This window comes from Vibrio sp. 10N.222.46.A1 (assembly GCF_041473595.1).
Lineage (GTDB): Bacteria > Pseudomonadota > Gammaproteobacteria > Enterobacterales > Vibrionaceae > Vibrio > Vibrio tasmaniensis_A.
In genome coordinates, this window is the sequence record NZ_JBFRSN010000049.1 from 1 (window position 1) to 20,797 (window position 20,797).

At 45.8% G+C, this 20,797-nt stretch carries 20 protein-coding genes; all 20 read right to left on the bottom strand.

Features of this window, described 5'->3' with window-relative positions:
* Positions 1–51: 51 nt before the first annotated feature.
* Entirely contained in the window at positions 52–1,176 is a 1,125-nt protein-coding gene (locus AB4496_RS02095) for a chemotaxis response regulator protein-glutamate methylesterase (protein ID WP_009848533.1), read from the bottom strand.
* Between the two features lie 13 nt (positions 1,177–1,189).
* Complete coding sequence (locus tag AB4496_RS02100; RefSeq protein ID WP_009848534.1) at positions 1,190–3,394, bottom strand: chemotaxis protein CheA; 2,205 nt, start codon at positions 3,392–3,394, stop codon at positions 1,190–1,192.
* 9 nt (positions 3,395–3,403) lie between these two features.
* Positions 3,404–4,135, bottom strand: a complete 732-nt coding sequence (locus AB4496_RS02105) for a protein phosphatase CheZ (RefSeq protein ID WP_009848535.1) — start codon at positions 4,133–4,135, stop codon at positions 3,404–3,406.
* Positions 4,136–4,249: 114 nt separating this feature from the next.
* A complete protein-coding gene (cheY, locus tag AB4496_RS02110; protein WP_012603445.1) occupies positions 4,250–4,618 on the bottom strand; it encodes a chemotaxis response regulator CheY in 369 nt (122 codons plus the stop codon).
* Between the two features lie 42 nt (positions 4,619–4,660).
* Complete coding sequence (locus tag AB4496_RS02115) at positions 4,661–5,395, bottom strand: RNA polymerase sigma factor FliA (RefSeq protein WP_009848537.1); 735 nt, start codon at positions 5,393–5,395, stop codon at positions 4,661–4,663.
* On the bottom strand, positions 5,388–6,275 hold the full coding sequence (locus AB4496_RS02120; RefSeq protein ID WP_009848538.1) for a MinD/ParA family protein: 888 nt from the start codon (positions 6,273–6,275) through the stop codon (positions 5,388–5,390). The genes AB4496_RS02115 and AB4496_RS02120 overlap by 8 nt, the downstream gene beginning before the upstream one ends.
* A gap of 13 nt (positions 6,276–6,288) precedes the next feature.
* Positions 6,289–7,800, bottom strand: coding sequence for a flagellar biosynthesis protein FlhF (gene flhF, locus AB4496_RS02125; RefSeq protein ID WP_032555338.1), 1,512 nt, complete (start codon positions 7,798–7,800; stop codon positions 6,289–6,291).
* A gap of 27 nt (positions 7,801–7,827) precedes the next feature.
* A complete protein-coding gene (gene flhA, locus AB4496_RS02130) occupies positions 7,828–9,930 on the bottom strand; it encodes a flagellar biosynthesis protein FlhA (RefSeq protein WP_009848540.1) in 2,103 nt (700 codons plus the stop codon).
* Between the two features lie 345 nt (positions 9,931–10,275).
* The gene (flhB, locus tag AB4496_RS02135) at positions 10,276–11,406 is read right to left on the bottom strand and encodes a flagellar biosynthesis protein FlhB (RefSeq protein ID WP_009848541.1); all 1,131 of its coding nucleotides are present in this window, start codon (positions 11,404–11,406) and stop codon (positions 10,276–10,278) included.
* 9 nt (positions 11,407–11,415) lie between these two features.
* Entirely contained in the window at positions 11,416–12,198 is a 783-nt protein-coding gene (gene fliR / locus AB4496_RS02140) for a flagellar biosynthetic protein FliR (RefSeq protein WP_009848542.1), read from the bottom strand.
* A 6-nt stretch (positions 12,199–12,204) separates the two neighbouring features.
* Positions 12,205–12,474, bottom strand: a complete 270-nt coding sequence (gene fliQ, locus AB4496_RS02145; RefSeq protein WP_009848543.1) for a flagellar biosynthesis protein FliQ — start codon at positions 12,472–12,474, stop codon at positions 12,205–12,207.
* An 11-nt stretch (positions 12,475–12,485) separates the two neighbouring features.
* Positions 12,486–13,415, bottom strand: coding sequence for a flagellar type III secretion system pore protein FliP (fliP, locus tag AB4496_RS02150; RefSeq protein WP_009848544.1), 930 nt, complete (start codon positions 13,413–13,415; stop codon positions 12,486–12,488).
* Complete coding sequence (fliO, locus tag AB4496_RS02155) at positions 13,402–13,842, bottom strand: flagellar biosynthetic protein FliO (protein WP_009848545.1); 441 nt, start codon at positions 13,840–13,842, stop codon at positions 13,402–13,404. The genes fliP and fliO overlap by 14 nt, the downstream gene beginning before the upstream one ends.
* Entirely contained in the window at positions 13,842–14,252 is a 411-nt protein-coding gene (fliN, locus tag AB4496_RS02160; RefSeq protein WP_004739851.1) for a flagellar motor switch protein FliN, read from the bottom strand. The genes fliO and fliN overlap by 1 nt, the downstream gene beginning before the upstream one ends.
* A 29-nt stretch (positions 14,253–14,281) precedes the next feature.
* Entirely contained in the window at positions 14,282–15,325 is a 1,044-nt protein-coding gene (gene fliM, locus AB4496_RS02165) for a flagellar motor switch protein FliM (protein ID WP_009848546.1), read from the bottom strand.
* 7 nt (positions 15,326–15,332) lie between these two features.
* The gene (gene fliL / locus AB4496_RS02170; RefSeq protein ID WP_009848547.1) at positions 15,333–15,821 is read right to left on the bottom strand and encodes a flagellar basal body-associated protein FliL; all 489 of its coding nucleotides are present in this window, start codon (positions 15,819–15,821) and stop codon (positions 15,333–15,335) included.
* 110 nt (positions 15,822–15,931) lie between these two features.
* On the bottom strand, positions 15,932–18,034 hold the full coding sequence (locus AB4496_RS02175; protein WP_009848548.1) for a flagellar hook-length control protein FliK: 2,103 nt from the start codon (positions 18,032–18,034) through the stop codon (positions 15,932–15,934).
* Between the two features lie 182 nt (positions 18,035–18,216).
* Positions 18,217–18,654 carry a flagellar export protein FliJ gene (fliJ, locus tag AB4496_RS02180; protein WP_009848549.1) on the bottom strand — a complete coding sequence of 146 codons (438 nt, stop codon included), beginning with the start codon at positions 18,652–18,654 and terminating at the stop codon, positions 18,217–18,219.
* Positions 18,655–18,676: 22 nt separating this feature from the next.
* Positions 18,677–19,996 carry a flagellar protein export ATPase FliI gene (fliI, locus tag AB4496_RS02185; protein WP_009848550.1) on the bottom strand — a complete coding sequence of 440 codons (1,320 nt, stop codon included), beginning with the start codon at positions 19,994–19,996 and terminating at the stop codon, positions 18,677–18,679.
* A complete protein-coding gene (gene fliH / locus AB4496_RS02190; protein ID WP_102257951.1) occupies positions 19,996–20,796 on the bottom strand; it encodes a flagellar assembly protein FliH in 801 nt (266 codons plus the stop codon). The genes fliI and fliH overlap by 1 nt, the downstream gene beginning before the upstream one ends.
* Position 20,797: the final 1 nt, after the last annotated feature.

Consider the following 20,797-nt stretch of genomic DNA (forward strand, 5'->3'; position numbering starts at 1 on the left):
CCAACGCCACCTTTTTGGTTTGCAACACTCCAAACAATCATGTCGATTTACCTAAGCTAACCCAACTTCGACCAAAATCCGTTCCGCAACGCGGTCTAGAGGTAGGTCTTCAGTAGAAATGCCAGCTTTTGCTACAGCTTGAGGCATACCATATACAACACAACTATCTTCGTCTTGCGCCCAAATGGTCGAACCCGCTGTTTTTAACATGCGAGAACCTTCTCGACCATCAGCACCCATACCGGTCAGTATCATAGACAACACTTTATCGCCGTAGATCTTAGCTGCAGAACCAAAAGTGACATCTACACAAGGCTTGTAGTTCATTCGGTCACCACCATCGATAATCTTCAGACGCGCCGAACCCGGGCGACCATCAATCATCATTTGCTTTCCGCCTGGAGCAAGATAAGCCACCCCAGGTTTCAACAGGTCTCCGTCTTGAGCTTCACGAACTTCAATCTTACACAAGGTATTCAAGCGGCTAGCAAAAGCAGCGGTGAACGTTGCTGGCATATGCTGCACTAACACAATCGGATGCGGGTAGCTGGCAGGGATGCGTGTCAAAATTTTCTGTAGTGCAACTGGCCCACCAGTAGAAGTACCAATTGCAGTTAATTGATACTTTTTACCCGAAGCTCTGAATTTCGCGGTTGAAGCAACCGCTGGTTTAGCAGCAGGGGCTGTTGCTGAAATAGATTGGCGCAATGGCGCTGATGTTGACGCCGTAGCTGTTGCGGTAGCTCTTGGCGCAACAGGAGTGCGTCGCATAAACGCGCGTTTTGCAGCAATCTGAATCACGCGCTGCTGAAGCAATGCGACAGCATCGTCACGGTTACGAGCGATGTCTTCAAATTTCTTAGGTAAGAAATCTAGAGCACCCGCATCTAACGCATCTAACGTTGCTCTTGCACCATCATGCGTTAGCGATGAAAACATCAAAATAGGCGTCGGAGACGCAGCCATAATTTCACGAACGGCAGTAATACCGTCCATGACAGGCATCTCGATGTCCATGGTAATTACGTCAGGTCTTAGCTTTTTCGCTTTCTCAACCGCTTCTTTACCGTTTACTGCTACATCGATGACTTCTAGGCGAGCCTCCGAGTTGATGATCTCGCTTACTCTACGACGGAAGAAGCTCGAATCATCAACGACTAATACTTTAATCGCCATATTTATCCTTAAGTTAAATTCTTGATGCAGCTGCGTACTGCTTCAACAAGTCCGGCACATCTAAAATCAATGCTATGTGACCGTCACTTGTAATTGTCGCACCTGCCATTCCTGGCGTGCCTTGAAGAAGCTTATCAAGTGGCTTAATAACCACTTCTTCTTGGCCGATAAGCGCATCTACAACAAAACCAACACGTTGACTACCAAGTTGCACAATAACAACATGACCATGACCTTGACGTCCTTCAACAAGACCTTCTTTAGGTGTAAGCCAATTTTGTAAGTAGAACAGTGGAATAGACTTATCGCGAACGATGATCGTTAGCTGGCCATCAACCACGTTTGTGCGGCTTAGGTCTAGGTGGAAGATTTCATTTACAGAAGCCAGTGGCAATGCGAACGGGTGACCCGCAACACCGACCATTAAGGTTGGTAGAATCGCAAGTGTCAACGGAACCTTAATGGTTATCTTGGTGCCTTGGCCCATCTCTGAATCGATATCAATAGAACCATTCAGTGTGTTGATCGCTGTTTTCACAACGTCCATACCTACACCACGGCCAGAGATATCTGAGATCTTTTCTTTACTTGAAAAGCCAGGAGCAAAGATTAGATTGAAACACTCTTTATTTGTTAGGCGAGACGCTGCATCATCATCCATCAGACCGCGCTTAACCGCGATTGCACGAAGCTTATCAGGGTCCATACCGCCGCCATCATCAACGATAGCCAGTTCAATGTGATCGCCTTCTTGAGAGGCAGACAGAATCACTTTACCGGTTTTAGATTTACCCGCAGCAACACGGTCGTCCGGCATTTCGATACCATGATCGACAGAGTTTCTCACCAAGTGAATCAGGGGATCAGCAAGTGCTTCTACTAAGTTTTTATCAAGATCCGTTTCTTCGCCACGCATTTCAAGAACGATGTCCTTCTTCAAGGTACGAGCAAGGTCACGGACAACGCGAGGGAAGCGACCAAATACTTTCTTGATCGGCTGCATACGCGTCTTCATTACTGCACCTTGTAGGTCAGCAGTAACAACATCTAAGTTAGAGACAGCTTTCGACATTTCTTCGTCGTTGCTGTTTAAACCTAAGCTAACGAGGCGGTTACGAACCAATACTAGCTCACCCACCATGTTCATGATGGTATCCAGTGTTGATGTATCAACACGAACTGTGGCTTCAGCTTGCTGCTTCTTCGCAGGCGCTTTAACTTCAGCTTTTGCTGGTACGCTAGGCTTAGGCTCTGCTTTTACAGCAACAGGAGCAGGCTGTGGTTTAGGAGCGACTTTCGGCGCAACAGGCTCAGGCTTCGCTTGTACAGGCTTAGTCGCAGCATCCAACTCTTCAATTGAAGGGCCGTTACCTGAACCGTGTAACTGGTCAAGTAAACTCTCAAACTCAGCATCAGTCATTAGGTCATCGCCTTCAGACTTTACTGGTGCTTTGGCTACCGGAGCGACTGGAGGAGGTGGTGGTGGCGTTGAGCTTGCAGCTGTCGGGCTTTGACCTGCACCATGCAACTCATCTAACAACTTTTCAAATTCGTCGTCAGTAATGTCACCACTCGCAGCAACTGGCTGAGGTGCCACAGGTGCTGGCGCTGGTGTGTCTACAGATGATGTCGTTGGTGAACCACCCTTGCCGTGAAGTTCATCAAGTAAACGCTCAAATTCATCTTCAGAAATATCATCCACGGAAGATGCACTGATGTTTGTACTTTCAACAGTAGGTTCCTGAGCAATAACAGGCTCAGGAGCTGCAACGATAGGCTCAGAGATAACCGGTGCTGGAGCTTCTACTGCCACAACTTCATCTTCAGACTCTGGCTTACAGAGGCGATGAAGTTCATCCAGTAAAGATTGGTCTGCTGGTACTAAAGCTTCCTCATCTTGCACGGCTTTAAACTGTACATTGACTGTATCTAAAGCCTGTAGCATCGTATCCATCAGTCCTGATGTTACACTGCGTTGGCCATTTCTTAGAATGTCGAACACATTCTCAGCACCATGACAAGTATCCACCAGCTCGGTCAATGCTAGGAAACCAGCACCACCTTTTACTGTATGGAAACCACGGAAAATAGCGTTTAGTAGTTCTTTGTCGTCAGGGTTATTCTCTAGCTCTACCAGTTGTTCTGATAGGAGTTCGAGGATCTCTCCTGCTTCGACTAAAAAGTCCTGAAGAATATCTTCGTCTAAATCGTAGCTCATACGTTACCTTTAAAATCCAAGACTGGATAACAAATCGTCGACTTCATCTTGAGATGCAACAGCATCCTCACGAGCTTCTGGGTTCATGATCGGACCCTCTGGAGCAATAGATGACTTCTTCTCTGTCTCTGGTGTTGGTTCTATTTGATTCGCACCGAATACGGTGAGAATCTCTACCAGACGTCCTTCAACCTCATTCACCAAGGTAATAACTTTGCTAATAATCTGCCCAGTTAAATCTTGGAAATCCTGAGCCATCAAGATTTCAGTCAGTTGTCCACGTAGTTCAGTACTATCACCTTCTACTTGGACAAGTAATCCATCAATGCGGTGGCATAAAGCTTTGAATGTTACTAGCTCAATGCGGCCATGCATCAGTTCATTCCATTGAGGCCTTACTTGAAGTAAACACTCGTGTAAATTAGTTGCAATTGGCATACAGCGATCGACAGCGTCCATCGTTTTGTTCGCCGCAACTTCCGTTTTATCAATGACATATTGAAGGCGATCCCTGGCGTCAGGGATTTCATCATTTGCGATAACGTTAATACGCTCGTCAAAGTTGAATTGTGTCAAAGAATCATGGAGGTCACGAGTCAGACTGCCTATTTCTTGAAGCATTGGGTTATCTTGAAGATTAAAATTATCTTCATAAATGCTTCTAACAAGAGAATCAGCACCTTGCTGCTCGTCGTTTTCAAGCAGCTCTACTAATTTTTTTGCTTGTTCTAATGAAATCATCCTGAGTCCGGCCTTACTCCGCATAGTTTGTGACGCTTCAGCTTTAGAGGTAAACGGGAAACAAAAAAGTTAATGTCTCTCTATGAAGCGCCTGAAACAGGTTATTATGAGTGCTTATAAACGCTCAAAAATCTTGTCGAGTTTCTCTTTTAGAGTTGCGGCAGTGAACGGCTTCACAATGTAACCATTAACACCCGCTTGCGCTGCTTCGATGATCTGCTCACGCTTAGCTTCTGCTGTGATCATAAGCACTGGAAGGTGCTTAAGTTCAGCGTCTGCACGGACGTGTTTTAGAAGATCAATACCTTGCATACCCGGCATGTTCCAGTCAGTTACCACGAAATCAAATTCGCCTTTTTTCAGCATAGGTAACGCGGTCAAGCCATCGTCTGCTTCTTGAGTGTTGTTGAAACCTAAATCACGAAGTAGGTTTTTAACAATTCGGCGCATCGTTGAAAAATCATCAACAATGAGAATTTTCATGTTTTTGTTCAAATTAGCCTCCACTGAATAAAATCAGTGTTGTTAGTCGTTCTGTGTCCAAGCACTTAACTTAGTGCGTAAACGCTGCATAGATTGGCTTAGTATTTGGCTGACACGAGATTCGCTGACACCTAATACTTCCCCAATCTCTTTTAAATTGAGTTCTTCGTCGTAATAAAGCGAAAGCACGAGGCCTTCCCTTTCCGGAAGTTGTTTTATCGAGTCGATCAAAGCTTGGCGGAATGATTCATCTGCAACCCCTTGAAAAGGCGTATTATCTTGAGAATCTTCATTCGGAGATATTACATCATCAGAGACACCTAAGTCTTCTATCCCTACCAATTTTGAGCAATTAATATCAGTTAAAGCACTGTGATACTGGTCTAAACTCAGCCCCATGTGCTTTGCCACCTCAGCATCACTGGGATCGCGATTGAGAGTGCCCTCTAATTCCGCGATTGCACTACTGATTTCTCGATTATTTTTATGAACCGATCTCGGGACCCAATCCCCGCGGCGAATGTCATCCAACATTGCCCCACGAATTCGAATACCTGCGTACGTCTCAAAGCTTGCGCCTTTGGTACCATCATAGTTCTGTTGCGCTTCAATCAGGCCAATCATGCCGGCTTGAATCAAGTCATCAACTAATACATTAGGCGGTAATCGCCCCAACAAATGATGAGCGATACGCTTAACCAACACAGAGTACTTCTCAAAAAAAGCCTGCTGGCTATTGTGATTAGCATGTTGATCGTAAGTAAGCGCTTTATTCACCAAATGGTTCCTCTATAAATTCAGTACGGTTCAGCAGCCTTTCAACAAAAAACTCCAAGTGTCCGCTTGGTGTTTTTGGTATTGGCCAGGTCAATGCCTTATTAGCCAAAGAGCTGATTGCCAATGCAGCTGGAGAGCGAGGAAACGCATCGACTACGATTTTCTGTCTCTTAACTGATTGACGTACTTTATCATCTAAAGGAATACATGCTACGAGTTCGAGGCTCACATTCAAGAAGCGCTCTGTGACCAAAGTCAACTTTGCAAATAATTCTCGGCCTTCGCGATAGCTTCTGACCATATTTGCAACAATTTTGAATCGCTGTACTTGGTGCTCTCGACTCAACAGCTTAATCAATGCATATGCATCAGTAATCGACGTTGGTTCATCACAAACCACCACAACCACGTCCTGCGCAGCTCTTGAGAAGCTGATGACCATATCGGATATACCCGCTGCGGTATCAACCAATAAGATATCCATCTCGTCTTCAAGCGAACCAAAAGCACGAATCAATCCAGCGTGTTGAGCGTGTGAAAGTTCAGTCATGCTTTGTGTGCCTGATGTCGCTGGAATAATTTTAATTCCGTGCGGCCCTTCGACAATCGCATCCTTAAGTTCACACTCGCCAGCCAACACATGCCCAAGATTTCGTTTAGAACGAATGCCGAGCATGATGTCTACGTTAGCTAATCCTAAATCGGCATCCAGTACCATGACTTTCTTGCCTTGGCGAGCCATACAAATAGCCATACCTAACGTTACATTCGATTTACCTACGCCTCCCTTGCCACCCGTTACAGCGATAACTTTTGTGAGTGAAGGCTGGGTTAAGCGACGGAGGCCGCTAGCTTGATCGTGTATCATATTCTCATTCATATTTATCCGCCGCCTAGAGCCCTTCAGAATCGCTATTCCAGTAATGAGGTTCATTCTCTGTCGATTTTTCTAATAACTCATTGGCCTTAGCAATCATGTACTTTGGCTGAGCAATAACGATATCTTCAGGAACTCGTTGACCATTTGCTATATAAGCAACTGGCAATGCATTTTGTATTACCACACTGATGAACTCACCCAAACTAAGCGATTCGTCCAGCTTCGTCAGGATACATCCCGACAGCGGGATTCTTCTAAAGTGTTCAATGGTTTCTTGTAGTACTTTGCGTTGCGCGGTTGCGGGTAACACAAGGTAACTATTGATAACGGAACCACTCTCTTGCATCAATGTGTCTAACTGCTCAGATAGGCGAACATCTCGCTGCCCCATACCTGCAGTATCGACTAGAATCAGGCGACGATTACGTAACTGATATATTACATCGGCCAATTCACTAGAATCTTTAGCAACTCTTACAGGACAACCCATAATTCGACCATAAATCGATAACTGCTCATGTGCACCTATGCGATATGTGTCCGTTGTCACAAGCGCTACGTTGTCTGCACCGTACTCCATTGCTGCGCGGGCTGCGAGCTTAGCAACGGTTGTTGTTTTACCTACGCCAGTCGGGCCAAGTAAGGCCACAATACCGCCGCGTTTTAAAATATCTTTTTGTGTTACTGAGATTTGATCCGCGACCAGAGCAAGCAAGGCTTTCCATGCTCGTGCTGGTTTTGTGTCTTCTGGAATGTAACAGGCCATTTGATCGGCGAGTTCTGCCGAAACACCCATACGTTCTAGGCGCTTGATAAGCATCGCTCGCAAAGGTTCGCGACGTTCGACTTCTTGCCACATGAGTCCAGAGACTTGGTGCTCTAACAAACGACGAATTGAAGTCATCTCGTCGCGCATCGTTTCCATTTCAGTATCTGAACCTTTGGATTGAGCATTCTCACGACCACGATCATAACGGGTAGGATCTAAGCGAGGTGCTGGACGCTCTACTCTGCGATCTTCGGCAATCAATTTAGATAAACCCGTTTCACGAGCAAAGGCCGAGTCAAGGGTGCCGCTAGAATGCTGGCTACTCTGAGGTTGATGACCGTTACTTGACTGGCGATTGAGCAATGCTGATAACGAGTCTTCGTTTTCAGCGCGATGTTGTTGATCATCGTCGGCGCCATGACTGTATTGCTTTAGCATATTCGCAAAGCGCTTGGTCATTGAGCGTCCACCTTCTGCATTCGGCTGGATGCTAACCTTGTCATCATCTAATTGACGACGCCCAGTTGGCAATTTGGGCTCAGACATTTGAGTGTACTGGCTTTGCGTAGGCTGCTGAGGTTTATTGAGTCTGGGACTTGCTGTCGACGGGCTGGAATCGCCATCAATAGCGGCAACAATTTCCACACCACCTGCGACCTTTTTGTTAGACATGATCACCGCTTCTGAGCCAAGTTCTTCTTTAACTTGGAGCAGGGCTGTTCGCATATCTTTTGCAAAAAATCGTTTAATTTTCAATTCGATCGTCCGTTCTAATTAGGCGGCTTAATTACCAACAGCTTGTACTATACGTATCTGCTTTTCGTCTGGTATCTCTTGGTAAGATAATACTCTCAAGCTTGGGATCGTGTTTTTCACGAACTTAGCCAGAGTCGAACGTAAAACACCAGAGGTCAATAATACCGCTGGCTCACCTTTCAGTTCTTGCTCTTGTGTCGCGTTACTGAGTGAGGTCTGTAAACGTTCGGCTAAACCAGGTTCAATACCAGCAGATTCTCCGCCGGATGCCTGCATGGTTTGATGCAAGATTTGTTCCAATTCAGGAATCAAGGTTATAACTGGTAATTCTGGCTCTATACCATTGATTTCTTGAACAATTAGTCGTTTTAGTGAGATACGAACAGCTGCAGTTAATATGTCAGGTTCTTGACTCTTAGAAGAGTACTCCGACAAAGTTTGGACAATGGTTCGAATATCACGAATTGGAATCGCTTCATTCAGTAGGTTTTGTAGAACTTTCACAACCACACCAAGCTGTAATTGATCCGGTACAAAACCTTCCACCAGCTTAGGTGTTGATCGGCTAAGCATCTCAAGTAAGTTTTGAACTTCTTCGTGGCCAATCAACTGTGAAGCGTTATTCGTTAACTGCTGGCTAAGGTGTGTGGCAAGTACGGTTGAAGAGTCTACAACCGTATAACCTAAGGCTTGTGCGTGTTCACGCTGCTCTTCACGAATCCAGACGGCTTCAAGGCCAAAGGCAGGGTCAATCGTCGGCTCTCCATCTATCATCCCATAGACTTGGCCAGGGTTAATCGCGAGCTCCATGTCCGGCTTGATCTCAGCCTCACCAACCGCTACCCCCATCAGGGTAATTCGATAGCTGTTTGGTGTCAGTTCCAGATTATCGCGAATGTGTACTGCTGGAATCAAGAAACCAAAATCTTGAGACAGCTTTTTCCGTACACCTTTCACGCGCTCAAGCAATTCACCACCTTGGTCTCTATCGACCAAAGGAATCAAGCGGTACCCCACTTCGAGACCAATAATATCTACCGGTTGAACATCATCCCAAGACAGTTCTTTTTGCGATGCGGGCTTATCACCATTGGCATTAGCGGTTGCAGGTAGATTTTTCTCTTCTACCTTTGCCTTGTTCTTTTTATCGATAAAGTAAGCCCCAGCCCCAGCAACCACAGCAAGGCTCAAGAAGGAGAAATGTGGCATACCAGGAACAATACCCATGATGCCGAGGATAGCAGCGGTGATCATTAGGGCTTTAGGATTATCGAACATTTGGAAGACAAGTTGTTCGCCCATGTCTTCATCAGTATTTTGACGCGTTACCATCATCGCCGCAGCAATAGAAAGTAACAGCGATGGTATTTGTGCAACCAGACCGTCACCGATAGTCAGTAGCGTATAGATTTCGATGGCCTCACCAAAACCAAGGTCAAACTGAGCCATACCGATACTCAAGCCGCCAATGATGTTGATGAACAATATCAAGATACCGGCTATTGCATCGCCTTTAACAAACTTAGATGCACCGTCCATCGAGCCGTAGAAGTCGGCCTCTTTGGTCACTTCAAAACGTCGAGTACGAGCCTGATCTTGGTCGATCAAACCCGCATTCAAGTCGGCATCGATTGCCATCTGTTTACCCGGTAGGGCATCTAGGGTGAAACGCGCACTTACTTCCGAAATACGACCCGCACCTTTGGTTACAACCATGAAGTTGATGATCATCAAAATCAAAAACACCACTAGACCTACCGCGTAGTTACCGCCGATAACCACGTTACCGAAGGCTTCAATAACGTTACCGGCCGCGTCACCACCTTCGTGACCATGAAGCAATACCACACGTGTCGAAGCAACGTTCAAAGCTAATCGAAGTAGAGTCGCAATCAGAAGTACGGTCGGGAATGCAGCGAAGTCCAAAGGCCTGCGGGTATAAACCGAAACCAGTAACACAACCATGGACAGTGCAATGTTGAAAGTGAAGAACATGTCCAACAAGAAGGCTGGTATTGGCAACACCACCATAGCGAGCGTCGCAAGTACCATAACGGGTGCGCCAATTGCAGGCATCGCACGATTAGGGATTTTAGGCAGCTTGTCCGCAAAAGGCAGGGAGAATTTCATAAGTCTAGACAGTTTCGCTATGTTGTAGCCATCTCACTAAGCTATTTGAGGCTCAGGTCTAAGCTATGTTGCTATGGTTTATAGTGCATAGGTTCAAATGCACAGGTTTATAATACTAAGCTTTATATGCTCGGGATTTATAACGCTAGGATTTATAATGACTGGGCTTATAATACTCAGATTTACAATGCTAAGGTTATTAATGATCGGCTTATAATATTCGGGGTTGATATAGCAAACACTGTACCAACACTTTTCGTCAAATTATTGCCATCGCCTCTCTAAAAAGAGGATTAGCTAGCCCGCTATTATCAGGGTTCATCAAGCAGAGCTCAAGCAATTGATCTAATGTCGTAAATCAGGTGGGATCGGCATATTAGAATCTTGGAGTTTTGGCCTCTCTCCGCCTCGTTTTCGGTACTGTTTCAGTTGAAACACATATGCAAGCACTTGAGCAACTGCTGTAAACAGACCGTCAGGAATTTGTTGTTCTAGTTCGGTAGTGTGATAAAGCGCCCTAGCCAATGGTGGCGCAGGAACAATATAGATGTCATTTTCACGGGCAATTTCACGGATCTTCATTGCCATATGATCAACACCTTTCGCAACTACAACGGGGGCTTTGTCTTGATTCTGCTTATAGCGTAGAGCCACCGAGAAATGCTCCGGGTTGGTCACAATCACATCCGCTTGAGGTACGTCAGCCATCATACGGCGCTGGGCAGCTTCTCTTTGCAACATACGAATGCGGCCCTTAACTTCAGGCTTACCTTCAGTATCTTTGTGTTCATCTTTAATTTCTTGTTTGGTCATCTTCAGCTGATCGGCGTGTTGCCAAATCTGGAACGGGATATCAATCGCCACCACGATAAGTAAAGAGCAGCTGATCAGCAGAATAAAATTAAGCAAGATATCTAAAGCGTGGAAGATATTCTGTGGGTATACCTCCATGCTCAGTTGCATTAAATCGTGTTGAGAAGCTTGAATAAGATAGATGGCCATTCCCGAAACAAGTGCCACTTTCAAGATAGATTTCAACAGTTCAACCCAACTCTGCAGACCAAACATACGCTTAATACCACTGAGTGGGTTTAGCTTAGACGCCTTAGGCATCGCCGCCTGCATAGAGAAATTAATTCCTCCGACACCCGCCGCACCAATGACGGCTGCAACAAATAAGGTTATCAGGATTAAGAACAGCGGGAACAATAGATTCACTAATGCGCCACCTGCAATTTCGAGGAGTTTTGTGGTATCAAAAACTTCTTCCCGACTCAGAGAAAACAGACGTTGCATTGTTTCGAACAAAGCTTTCGCCATCGATTCACCAAACCACATTAAAGCAATCGCACCAACAATAAGTACCGACGCCGACGCTAACTCTTTTGACCTTGCAACCTGCCCTTTCTCTTTGGCCTGTTGCAAGCGTTTGGGCGTGGCGTCTTCCGTGCGTTCTTGACCGTCTGACTCTGCCATTTTAGTCTCCTAGCACTCTAACCTGATTAGACGACATATCTGTTGTTCGGTTTGTATCCAGAATAACTCATAGTGACTAAATAAGCCGCCAAGGATATACCAACAAAGCAATAGGCCCACGAGTAGCGCAAATGAGAAACCCAAAGAAAAGATATTTAGTTGAGGTGCCGCACGCGTCATTACACCAAACGAAAGGTTAATCGTCAGCAGCGCAATAATACCAGACAATGACATTGCTAATGCTGTTTTGAACATGATACCCAACCACAGAGCAAGCTCTCTATAATCAACAGAGGTCAAACTTCCACTGCCAATGGGCAAAGTCTTAAAGCTGAACACCACCAGCTGCAGCATTTTCAAGTGACCGTCTGTCTCCAAAAAAAACATGGTCGCTAGCAACATAAACAACTGGCCCAGTACTGGCGTGTTTTGCCCGTTAGCCGGATCCACCATAGAGGCGAAACCCAAGCTTGATTGCATACCCAATATCTGGCCGAGCATCACGAAAGTTTGAATCATGAATTGGGTGACAAACCCCATGGCAACGCCAATCACGATTTGTTCAAATACAGTCAAGAAACCTTGGAAAGAGAGCAGTTCAATCTCTTTAGGAACAGCGGGGATCGCAGGCATCACCGCAAAGGTGATCGCTAAACCTAAATACAGACGAATACGCGGCGACACAAAGCGTGCACCGGTTACTGTCATCACCATCAGCATGGCTGAGATGCGAGTGTAGGGCCAAAAATAATTGGCTAACCACTCTAGTACAAGGCTCGTTGGGTATTCCATATCGGTTTAGTAAAGAACTTGTGGCAAGCGTTCGATGAGTTCGAAAAAGAACTCCATCATCATTTGGGTCATCCAATGCGCAAACATCATCAACGCTAATAACGTCACGATCAAACGTGGTAGGAAACTTAAAGTTTGTTCATTGATCGAAGTAGCCGCTTGGAAAACAGCCACAACCAAACCAATCAGCAGGCTAGGAATAATTATGGCGCACACCATAATTAGTACCATCCAAAGGGCATCTTGGAACAAATCTACGAATATTTCAGGATTCATGCTTCCCCCAGCTACAAGGCAAAACTGCCGGCGAGTGTGGAGAGTATCAAATTCCAACCATCAACAAGGACGAACAACATCAACTTAAACGGCAACGATACAATCATTGGTGACAACATCATCATACCCATGGCCATCAAAACTGATGCCACCACCAAGTCGATAATTAGGAACGGCAAGAACAACATAAAGCCTATCTGGAAAGCTGTTTTCAATTCAGACGTGATAAACGCAGGAATCAGAACCGCCATTGAAACATCTTCTGGGTTAGTTACTTGCGCACCGGATATCTCAACAAAAGTTTCAAGATCTTTGATTCGAGTCTGTTTAAGCATAAAAGACTTAATCGGCCCTTGGGCAACATCAAACGCCTGTCGCGCTGATATCTGTTCATTCAAATAAGGCTGAACAGCTTGTTCATTGACCTGACTGATTACTGGCGACATGATGAAGAAGGTCAGAAATATCGCAATGCCAATAATCACTTGGTTTGAAGGTGTTTGTTGGAGACCCATTGCCTGACGCAAAATAGACATCACAACCACAATGCGGGTGAACGATGTCATCAAAATAACCATCGCCGGCAAGAAGCCAAGCATGGTCATTAACGCAAGAATTTGCAGGTTAATCGAGTAGTCTTCACCGCCATTGGCATTGGTGGTCATGGTAAATGCAGGTATGCCGCCACCATTACCGGTTAAGCTACCAGTGGTCATAGTCTTCGATTTGGCTTGATCTTGCTGCATCGTACTGATGGTGACCGACTCAGATCCAGCGGTATTCGCAGGAATGACAGTGCCATCTTCAACCTGTGCAAATACTGACACGCTAAATACGAGAGAGCAGAATATGATGAGCTGAACCAACCACACTTTCACCGTACGGAAAAATCCGGCATGGCAAAAGTAAAATGGATTCAAAAATCCGTTACTTGTTTGCATCTTTTTTTATTAGCTGGGAAAGCTGACTTGAAAATGTACTTTTTTCCAGCATCTCCTGAGTGAGAGGTTTATCGAGCTTAGAGATCAGCTGAATCGATTGTGTGGTAATGCCTACCAAGAACTGTTCATCACCCGCTTGTACAATAGCGATACGTTCTTTTGTGCCTACCGGAATTTGCCTAATAATAGCCAAACCTTGTTGATTCGACATCGCAGGCACTTGCATTCGCTTCAGTAGCCAAGCAATAAATAAAATGAAGGCTATAACGAAAATTAGCGACCCAAAGGTGGTCGCTAAATCGAGAGAAGGAGGCGTTGCCGCAAAGGCAATAGAAGGAGTAGCAAGTAGCCCTACTCCCAAGACTCTACGAGACAAACCTGTCATTCCGAGAGAAGAGCCCGCCAGTCTTTGAGACAAGAAGCCCATTAACGCAACTTCTTAATTCGTTCTGTTTGACTAATAACGTCTGTCAAACGAATACCAAATTTGTCATTCACCACAACCACTTCTCCATGAGCAATCAGAGTGCCGTTAACCATCACGTCAAGTGACTCACCAGCAATTCTATCTAGCTCAACAACCGAACCTTGGTTCAATTGAAGTAAGTTACGGATACTAATTTGAGAGCGGCCGACTTCCATTGAGATAGTCACTGGGATATCCATAATGGTATCCAGCTTACGACGCTCATCTTCTGAAATTGGAGACGATGAGTCGGTTAACTCATCAAGTGGTGCCGCGAGAACATCATCAACATCGATTGACGGTGCTGAAGGGTCTTCACCAAGTGCTGCAGCCCATTCGTCTGCTAGCTTTTGATCTTCACTAGGTTCCATTACCAATTCCTATACTTTTATCTACTTTGCTATTCTTCATCTTCGCTGTTTTCCAACTCAGACATTAAGTCTTTGCCAAGAAAGGCGAGATCGGTTTTGACCACATGAGGTCTTTCAATTTTTTCAGAAATCTGTACCGCGAGCTTCTCTCCAGAACGGCCCATTTTAACACGATAGGTCGGCAGTTCTTCAACAAACATGGTTGCATGCTCAGGCATATTCATCGGGATAACATCCCCAGGACGAAGTTCCATCAAATCACGCAAAGAGATATCTTGCTCGAGCAAATTGACACGGAAGTTGACTGGCACATCCATGATTTCATCACGCAATGCAGAGCTCCAACGAACGTCGGTTTCCATTTTATCTGATTGGACACCAGCATCCAGCAGTTCACGAATCGGCTCAACCATTGAGTAAGGCATAACCACATGGAAATCACCGCCGCCGCCATCGACTTCAATGTGAAATGAACTCACAACAATCACTTCGGTTGGACTCACAATGTTAGCCATGCTTGGGTTTACTTCAGAGTCCAAGTATTCAAACTCAACGCCCATCACGGGAGACCAAGCTTCTTTGTAGTCTTCAAAAACAATTTTCAGTAGTAACTGAATAATTCGTCTTTCTGTTGGTGTAAATTCGCGACCTTCAATCTTGGCGTGAAAACGACCATCACCACCAAAAAAGTTCTCTACGAGAATGAAAACTAGCCGAGCTTCCATCGTGATTAGCGCAGTACCTTTTAACGGGCGGAAGCGAACCATGTTTAAACTTGTGGGTACATAGAGTGTGTTCTGGTACTCACCAAATTTCATCATCTGTACGCCGTTGATCGACACTTCAGCCGTCTTACGCAACATATTAAACAAGCTAATACGCATATGGCGTGCGAAACGCTCGTTAATAAGTTCAAGGGTCGGCATTCGACCACGAACGATTCGATCTTGTGATGAGAAATCAAAATTGACCGTATTGTCACTTTCGGTTTCTAAGACATCTTCAACGTCTTCAACATCATCAACGCCATGTAATAGCGCATCAATTTCGTCTTGGCTTAATAAATCGGTCACATATTACCTATTGAATTACAAAGTCAGTGAATAACACTTTTTCAATTACCGGCTGGCCAACAGCTTGAGTTAAGCTTGCTTTAATATCTTCAGTCGCCTTGTTCCGCAGTTCAACTCTCCCGGCAGGAGATCGTAATTGATCGACCGTCGCCGAAGCGAATGTGGCAAGTAGTGCGCTTTCAACAAGTGGAGAGTGGTATCGAGCGAGAACTTCATTCTTCATACCACGTACCATCAGCTGTACTTTTATCTGAACTAAGCGATCTTTCTTATCGCCCGTAACGTTAAATAAGAAAGCTTGAGGCACATTAACATAGACCACTGGATCGGCACCCATGAGTTGAACCTCAGCTGACGACCCAGCACCCTCAGCCTTATCATCGGAACCCATTAAGAAAAATGCGGCACCACCACCTCCAAGTAACAGCACAACAACCGCGATAGCGATAATGAGGAGCTTACTCTTTCCTTTCGGTGTTTCTTGTTCTTCTGCCATATTCAGCTCTAACTTCCTGTTCTTCTATTAACTAACGGTACTTTCTATTAACTAACTGTTCTTCTATAAACTAACGGTTCTTTCTATTAGCTAAGTGTTTTAGCCTGATACTAGGCATAATAACTAATTCCATCACGCTTTGACGTGACATTCAATTCAAGATTGCTGTTGCTATCAAGGTTTTCATCACCTTGACCATCATTTATACGGTTAGAGCCTGATTGTTGCTCGCCATTATTGTACCTGTCTTGCCCCTGACCAGTATTCTGTTGCTGGACTGAAGACTCAGCAAGCTGCATCCCTTGCTGAGCGAGCATCTCCCTCAAACGAGGTAAGGTTTGTTCAATAACCTCTCTCGCTTGTTGACTACCGACAGTAAAGTGCACGTTCGCCACGTCATTATTCATGGTCATGCGAATTTTCATCTGCCCCAACTCTGGTGGGTCAAGACGGATATCCAAGCTCTTGAGATTCTTAGACATCATCATTTGGACTTTTTCCGCCACCTGGTCGTTCGCTAACTCTTTAGTGAGTTGCAAAGGTGCCTGTTGAGCCGCTTGAATTTCAGCTCGCGTAGGTGCTGAACCCACCGTAGCTGTACCTTGTGCGCCAGCGGCCGAGGCTATCTGCTGAGCAAAGGTCGAATCTTTAGAATCTTCTTTAGCACCGGCTTTGCCCAAACCAGACAATGCCGCGGCACCTGCGCCCGCTTTAAGAAGCGCATCAGTAGAGCCTGCTTTTGTAGTGACTGGCGCTGCATTCATCGCGATCCCTTGCGCGGTTAAAGCTGGATCCAACGTTGCTTGCTGCTGAGGTGAAGCAACATTAGCTTGTTGAGCGGCTGCATGTGCATTGTTGGCGTGCAGCATTGCTGCCTTATCCGTAAGAGCATTGTTTGTTGATTGAGAAGCGGCCTGCGCTGACACTTGTTGTGCAGCCGTCGCTACAGCTGCTGTTGATGCCGCCGCAGCTAAAGCTTTAGTTTCGCTTGAATCCGTATTATCCCAATCAATAGCAGCGGGTTCACCAGACGCGCTATTCACAGCCGGAGCTTGATTTAGCAAAGCCGTTGCTTGTTGTTGAACGTTAGTGAGCTGTTGATTCAACAGGTCTAAGTTAGAGGTCGCTTTAGCCAAAGCGGCTTGCTCATCAACCGTCAACTTAGCACCACTTTGTTGCTTCTTAAGCAAGCTATCGACAACAGACTGTTCTGATTCGATTTGTCCATTCAATTGTTTTAGTGCTTTGGTATGGGCATCAACCTGCTTGGCGAGTTCAATATCCGCAGCTGAGATCGCTTGGCTCTGTTCGGCCACCGCGGCGCTAGCCGCATTCTTTTGACTCAGCTCTCGGTTCATACTGGCTTCAATTTGTTCTGGAGTGACGCCTTTATCCATCAACTGTCGGATTTCATCATCAGTCAGCTGAGACACCCCCTTACCTCCGGTAAGAACAGCGATTTCAGAATCCACCTCAAGACTATTCTCTTGGATTGCTGCATTCGTTTGTTGTCTCGCCTCATCCGTAACGGAGGCTACTGCAACTGAAGCACCGGAGATATTACCTTGGGCGTTATCTACCTGACCTTGCTGAGGCAAGCCTTTGCCGTTTGACGCTTGATTTAGAGTTTTGTTTGCCTCATCCAATTGACCAAGCAATTTATTGCCTTCATTCATCGCTGCATTAGCTTGCGATGCTTGCGTAGAGCCATCTACAGCTGATGTACCCTGAGTTTGGGATTGAGCAACCTGTTCTTTAGAATCATTCGTCGTAACCTGCGCATCTTTACCATCCGCCTTATCAGCGACAGTGCTATCAGTGCCCGAATTGGCTTTGAGCTTAGCCTCAGTTCCAGACACAGCCTCTGCAGATGTTTCCTCAGCAGCTTTCTCGCCTTCTACTTCTGAAGCTGCTTGCTTGCTTTGCGCTTCGCTTACTTCGTCAGTAGCCTTTGATTCAGCTGAATCACCTTTGTTCGCTTCGGCTGACGCTTCACCTTCGGTAGAGGCCTGTTTAGCATCAGGCTTCGCGGTGCTTTCTGTGTCTTTTGCTGCGACTTTACTGTCACTTTCTTCAAAGCCTAGTGCTTCTTTGAAAGACTCAAAGAAACCTTTAGAGTCTCCAGTTTCTTCTACCTTTGAAGAGGCAGAACCGGAGTCCAACAACGATGACGTTTTGTTGGTCGCTGAATTTGAGGAAAGACTAACATTCATATATACAAGCTCTATCTACTAGCTTTGCTGCCTTGAATCAGACAACAAAAAGAAAGTCGGGTGCTTTTTATGCCTTTGGTGAGCATAACTCGCAATTTGATATAAAACAGAGCAAGAAACATGCCTATAAGTTTTAAGTCTGCCATCTGCAGAGCAACACTTGCGTCATTCGCGAATTAGGTTCAAATCTTCTTTCGGCTATATAACAGAGTCGAGAACTCATCCATTTGCTTTTGCTCTCTTTGATCTTGCAGCTTTGCTTTTTCTTTCTGCTTTTTCTCCATCAACCATTCGTAGGATTTACGCTTTTTTCGTAACTCCATCCAATAGTTTTGGCAGTTATCGACCTGATTTTTAAAGTGGTGTTCCGCTTCTCTCTGCTTAGAGAGCGTTTCATCTAATTGCGTTAAGAAACGGTTTAAGTGACCATATTGGCTAGCCGTTAATCCGGCCTTACCTCGGTCAACAAGTTGCTGGCAGTAATCAAGTCGATATTTTTCAATCTGTTCGACCTGTTCGTAGTAACCCTGCAGCTCGACATTCGCTTGATTCAGCGCCAATACAGCTTGGTTCTCTTGGTCTTTCGCTTGATCGAGAAGAAATTCTAACGCGTTATCCATGATTGACCTTATTCAACACGACCTAACCGCCTAACACATGCTTTAACATGTTGACGCACATATCATAGGGAACCGTTTCTTTCATTTTCTGTTGTAAGTACTCGTCCAACCTCGGTTTCAAAGTGAAAGCACTGTCGATTGCAGGGTCTGTTCCCGGCTTGTAAGCACCAATCGAAACCAAATCTTGATTTTTCCGGCATATAGACAGCACTTGTCTAACGGCTTTCGACATCAAGACATGTTCTTCGGTGGTGATTTGAGGCATAACACGACTGACGGATTTCTCAACATCAATCGCGGGATAGTGACCAGCATCAGCCATCTCACGAGATAAAACAATGTGACCATCAAGAATCGCTCGCGATGCATCGGCAATAGGGTCTTGTAAATCATCACCTTCTGTTAACACGGTAAAGAAAGCAGTGATAGAACCTTGTTCATCGTTACCATTACCTGCTCGCTCCACCAGCGCAGGAAGCTTGGCAAACACAGACGGCGGATAGCCTTTGGTTGCTGGCGGCTCACCCACAGACAGAGCGATTTCACGCTGCGCCTGAGCGAAACGAGTCAATGAGTCCATCAGTAGTAAAACATCTAGACCTTGGTCTCGGAAATACTCAGCTACAGCCAGTGCGGTTTGACAGCCTTTTAAACGCATCAATGGAGACGAATCCGCAGGAGCGGCGACCACAACAGAACGCTTACGACCATCTTCGCCAAGGATCTCTTCAATAAATTCTTTTACTTCTCGTCCACGCTCACCAATCAACCCCACCACGACCACTTGCGCGGTTGTACCACGAGTCATCATCCCAAGCGTAACCGACTTACCCACACCGGAGCCCGCAAACAGGCCGATACGCTGCCCTTTGCCCACCGTTAGTAAGCCATTAATCGCTTTTAAGCCAACATCAAGTGGCTCAGAGATAGGTTTACGAGCTAAAGGATTGATTGGCTCAGCATTAAAGGAAGCGCGTTGCTCGGTATAGATTGGACCTAAACCGTCGAGCGGATTACCTACGCCATCGATAACACGACCAAGCAACTCCATTCCAACAGGGATACCGCTTTCCGACGTCATCGGTGTCACGCGAGCGCCTGGTAAGATCCCAGTAATTTGTTCACTTGGCATCAAAAACAGGTTATCGCCAGAAAAGCCAACCACTTCAGCTTCCATCTGACCAGACATAGTCTCTACTAAGCATAAGCTGCCAATTGGCGCTTTGCAGCCGGTAGCTTCAAGCGTTAGTCCAACAACACGAACTAGTTTGCCTGAAGCAATTGGTCGCGACTTTAGCCCCTCGACTTTGTATTGGCTAAGACGGTTCGCTAACTCAAGCATTACTCATGACCTTGATGACGATTTACACCACAGAAGCTTTGAATGACGTTCTTCACGCGCTCTTCCATGCGGTAGTTAACACTCGATTCACCCGCTTCAATTTGTACGTCGCCGCGATTGAGTGCAGGCTCTGATACCAACGTCCAATTGCGAGAGTCCAATTCCGTTTCGCCATACGCTGAGCGTATTATTGCAACGTCTTCAGGGTTTAGCTTCAATGTGATCGCGTGACCTGAGATTGGCAATGACTCTACCGATTCTTTCACGGTATCTAGTATGATTTGTGGGTTGGTTTGCACTTCAACATGAACCACTTCTTTGACCATAGTCAACACCATGTCCACCAGTTGCTTCTCTACCTGAGCATTCATCAGCTCTAATGGCTGAGCGAACTGGTTGGCTAGCCCCATAAAGATGGCGACTTGCTGCTGAATGTACTCTTGACCAGCAGTAACGCCTTCAAGTTTGCCGGCTTCGTTACCCTCTTCGTGACCTGCGGCAAACCCTTCGTCTTTGCCTTTTTCGTAGCCCTGTTTAAAGCCAGCCTCTTGTCCTTGATGAAGCCCTTCCTGATAAGCGCCTTGCTTGATCAGTTCGATTTGGTCTTCAGTTAGAACCAGCTCTTCGTCTTCAATGGCTTCTTCAACCGTTGGCATCCAGCCAGGATCGTAGTTAAAAGCCGTTTCTTTGGCTTGTTTGTTCACATCAGAGGTATAGTCAGGCAGCCCCCATTTCTGAGGTTGGGCAACCGTATTATCTTCTTCAGGGCGAAGGAAGCCACGTTTTCTATCACCTGACATA